Origin of the sequence: Streptomyces sp. NRRL WC-3549, from assembly GCF_000721935.1 — a bacterium.
Taxonomy (GTDB): domain Bacteria; phylum Actinomycetota; class Actinomycetes; order Streptomycetales; family Streptomycetaceae; genus Streptomyces.
Genome location: NZ_KL585383.1, coordinates 92,117 through 96,286 on the forward strand (window position 1 = coordinate 92,117; position 4,170 = coordinate 96,286).

A 4,170-nucleotide genomic window follows, 5' to 3' on the forward strand; every position below is an offset into this window, starting at 1 on the left:
GGCGAGCACGCGCCAGAGCCGCAGGGCTCCCTCCGCCTCGCGGCCCTCCATCCACTCCGCCGCCCGGTCCCTGGTCTCGCGGTCCTGCAGGCCGAGAATGACCGAGGCGGCCTCGTCCGCTTCGATGCGTCGGTCGTCGTCCGCGTCGGCCTCGCCCGGCCGTGCCGCCTGCGCCTGCGTGAGGCGTTCGATCAGCGTCCGTGCGAGTGCCAGGGTCTCCTCGGCCACTTGGTGCCGCCCCTGTACGTCGAGGATGCGGGAGACCAGCCTCGCCCCCGCCGAGTCCAGCGCCCGCTCCTGCGCCTGTGCCTCCGGTGCGGCCCGTGGCAGGAGCTGTTCCTCCATGTCACGCAGGGAGCCCCGCACCCGGATGCCCGCGTAGGCCGCCGCCGCGGCCATGACCGTGGTGCCCGGCAACGCCAGCGGATTGCCCTCCGCCGGGCAGCACCGCTCGTCCGGGCAGCAGTAGGACCAGTAGCGGCCGTCGGAGATGCAGAGGGCTTCGAGCACGGGCACGTCGCGTGCCCCGCAGGCCGTGCGAAGACTCTGGGCGAATGGCCGCAGGCGCTCCATGACCTGGTTGGGGCTCTCCCCCTCGGCGGGGTCCTGGCAGAGGAAGACGACGATCGCGTCGGGGCGCGAGTCGCGCCGCTCGCTGCCCGTGATGAGGCACTGCGCGAGCTGTTCGGCTACGGGTGCCCACTCCGCCGGTGCCGGGGGGATACCCAGCCTCAGCCGCCCGCCGAAACGGCCCCGGCCGCCGTGCAGAGCCACCATGACCACGCTGTCGTTGGGGTGGAATCCCATCAGGTACGGGAGCGCGTCGGCCAGTTCGGCGGGGCCGCGCAGAGTGATGTGCTGCTCGTCGGTCGGTTCGGTGGATTCGGGGTGCTTGTCCATGGGACGACCGTCCCGCGGACCGCCGATTTCCGCGACCCCTGTGGATAACGTTGTCCACAGGGGTGGACGTGCGCTGGCGGCCCGTCAACCATGGTGGCCCGCAGGGACGTCAGCGCCGCGCGTGGCGGACCTTCAGCCGTCCGAACCCCATGGTTCCCGAGATCCGGATCCTCTGCCCGCCGGGGCGGGGGCGCCGCTGCGCCTTGTACAGCGTGTCCTTCCATCCGGCGCGCAGGTCATCGATGTCCACGACCGCGTCCCGAGGCACCGTGATCCTGGCCCGGCCCGTCCCGAGACGTAGCTCGATATCGGTCATCGGATGGTCGAAAACGGCCTGGGACAGATCGAGGTGCACCCTCCCGAAGGCGGACTCGATCGTGAGCGTTCGAGGTACCCGCCATGCGCCGCGCCGCCGGATCCGTCCGCCGGCGGCGGTGATCATGGACGCGGTGCCCGCCCTCTCCTCCGGCAGCGAGGACAGGACCGGCACGAGCTCCCCGTACGTCCTGGCGGCGAGCACCTGGCCCAGCCCTTCGTCCATCTCCTCGTGCGAGAGGTGCCCGTCCGCGTACGCCTCCTGGAGACGCCGCACAGCCGTGTCACGAGCATCGTCACCGACTGGCGACGACGGGTCTTCCGGCAGAGAGGTCACCGCCCTATTTTAGCGCCGCACGAGCGACGCACACCCGTCAATTCGCTTGAGCGGCACGCTGATCGACGGAGGACGGCTCGCTCCCCGCCATGGCAGCGAGGACCGGCCCGCCTCCTCGGGTCCGCGTGGTGGGGGCATCGAAGACGCCATGCATGCCCGGCGGCCCCCAGGTGTGGTCCGGCGTGATCGCCCGGTACCGGCGCGCCGGCGGCGGGACCGGCACCGGGCCGGCGGGCAGGGGCACGGGCGGCCGTCAGCCTGCCGCGGCGAGGACCAGGGGAAGAACCCGCTCCGCGCCCGACTGCCGGAGCAGGCGGGCGGCGACCGCGAGGGTCCAGCCCGAGTCGGTGCTGTCGTCCACGAGCAGCACGGGGCCGGGGGCTCCGGCCAACGCCCCGGCCAGCTCCTCGGGGACGGCGAAGGCCCCGGACAGCGCCTTGAGGCGTTGGGCGGAGTTGCTGCGGCGTGCCGCGTGCGCGCCGGACGGGCCGGTGTACGTGAGGGTGCCCAGGAAGGGGAGGCGGCCGACGGCCGCGATTCCCTGGGCGAGGGACCCGACGAGGTGCGGGCGGGTCAGGGACGGTACGGCGACGACGCCTACCGGCCGCGCCGAGGCGTCCGGGGCGCCGGTCGCCCAACCCCCCGCGGAGCGCGCCCAGTCGGCGAGGACGGCCACCGCCGCCTCCAGCACATCGTCGGGGACGGGGCCGTCCGGCGCGTTCTCGGCCAGCAGCGGGCGCAGCCGGTTGCCCCAGCCGATGTCCGAGAGCCGCCCCAGCGCACGCCCGGTGGAGCACTGCTCCTTGGCCGGGATACGGCCCTTGAGGTCGACGCCCAGGGCGGGCATCCCCGTCGGCCACATGCGGCGCGGCTCGACCTCCACCCCGGGGCGGTCCAGTTCCTTCGTGGCGCCCGTCAGCGTCTCCGCCGAGACCGACGAATCGGCCCAAGGACCCACGCAGTTGTCGCAGCGACCGCAGGGGGCCGCACCCTCGTCGTCCAGCTGCCGGCGCAGGAACTCCATCCGGCACCCGGACGTGCTCGCGTAATCGCGCATGGCCTGCTGTTCGGCAGCCCGCTGCCGCGCCACCCACGCGTAACGCTCGCCCTCGTAGACCCACTCCGCCCCGGTGGCCGTCCAGCCGCCCTTCACCCGCTTGACCGCGCCGTCGACGTCCAGCACCTTCAGCATCGACTCCAGCCGACTGCGCCGGAGGTCCACCGCCGCCTCCAGAGCCGGAACCGACAACGGCCTTCCCGCGTCGGCGAGCGCCGAGAGTGTCTGTCTGACCTGCGCCTCGGGCGGGAACGCGGTATCGGCGAAGTAACGCCAGATCGCCTCGTCCTCCTTGCCCGGGAGCAGCAGCACATCGGCATGGGCCACGCCACGTCCCGCACGCCCCACCTGCTGGTAGTACGCGATCGGCGAGGACGGCGACCCCAGGTGCACCACGAACCCCAGGTCCGGCTTGTCGTACCCCATGCCCAGCGCCGATGTCGCGACCAGCGCCTTGACCCGGTTCTCCCGCAGGTCGGTCTCGGCCTGCAGGCGGTCGGCGTTCTCCGTCTTGCCGGTGTACGAGGCCACCCGGAAACCGCGCTGCCGCAGGAAGGCGGTGGCCTCCTCGGCCGCGGCGACGGTGAGCGTGTAGACGATCCCCGAGCCCGGCAGCTCGTCCAGGTGCTCGGCGAGCCAGGCCAGACGGTGCGCGGCGTCCGGCAGCTGCACCACGCCCAGCCGCAGGCTCTCCCTCTCCAGCGGGCCCCGCAGCACCAGCGCCTCACCTGCTCCGGTGCCCAACTGCTCGGCCACGTCGGCGGTGACCCGCGCGTTGGCGGTCGCGGTGGTGGCCAGCACCGGCACCCCCGCGGGGAGCTCGGCCAGCATCGCCCGCAGCCGGCGGTAGTCGGGACGGAAGTCGTGGCCCCAGTCGGAGATGCAGTGTGCCTCGTCGACCACCAGCAGACCGGTCGTGGCCGCGAGCCGGGGCAGCACCTGGTCACGGAAATCGACGGAGTTCAGCCGCTCGGGGCTGACGAGGAGCACGTCGGTCTCCCCCCGCTCGACCTCCCCGTAGATCGAGTCCCACTCCTCCGGGTTGGCCGAGTTGATGGTGCGCGCCTGGATACCGGCCCGCGCCGCCGACTCGACCTGGTTGCGCATGAGCGCCAGCAGCGGCGAGATGATCACTGTCGGCCCGGCGCCACGCCGGCGCAGCAGGGCGGTGGCGACGAAGTACACCGCGGACTTGCCCCAGCCGGTGCGCTGCACCACCAGGGCGCGTCGGCGCTCCTGCACCAGGGCGGCCACCGCCTGCCACTGGTCCTCCCGCAGCTGCGCCGTGCCTCCCGGGTCACCGACGAGCTCAGCGAGAACCACATCGGCTTCGGTACGGAACTCCAGGTTGTCCATGCCCCCATGCAACCCGATGGCACCGACAATCGACGACTTCACCCCGCGTGACGACCGACTCACGGCGGTCAGCGGGTCACGTCGCTCCCGGGGCGGCCGGGGCAGTGCCCCCGCCCGTTCCCCAGGCCAGGCGGGGCGCGGCGGACTTCCTGGCGCGTTCGGCCTGGCCCGGAGCGAGCCCCTGGTGGGCCGCCGGAGCCGGGTT

At 73.2% G+C, this 4,170-nt stretch carries 3 protein-coding genes; all 3 read right to left on the bottom strand.

Annotated features, from left to right (window positions below):
• On the bottom strand, positions 1-900 hold a 900-nt coding region (locus IH13_RS0102605; protein WP_031080686.1), incomplete at its 3' end, for a DUF4192 domain-containing protein.
• Between the two features lie 109 nt (positions 901-1,009).
• Positions 1,010-1,552: a DUF1707 SHOCT-like domain-containing protein gene (locus IH13_RS0102610; protein WP_031080687.1), complete on the bottom strand. Its 543-nt coding sequence runs from the start codon at positions 1,550-1,552 to the stop codon at positions 1,010-1,012.
• A 253-nt stretch (positions 1,553-1,805) separates the two neighbouring features.
• Positions 1,806-3,965, bottom strand: coding sequence for a RecQ family ATP-dependent DNA helicase (locus tag IH13_RS0102615; protein WP_031080688.1), 2,160 nt, complete (start codon positions 3,963-3,965; stop codon positions 1,806-1,808).
• Between the last annotated feature and the right edge of the window lie 205 nt (positions 3,966-4,170).

Excerpts from the sequence above, each read along its gene's own strand:
- IH13_RS0102615 (WP_031080688.1), bottom strand. The coding sequence starts at position 3,965 with ATGGACAACCTGGAGTTCCGTACCGAAGCCGATGTGGTTCTCGCTGAG.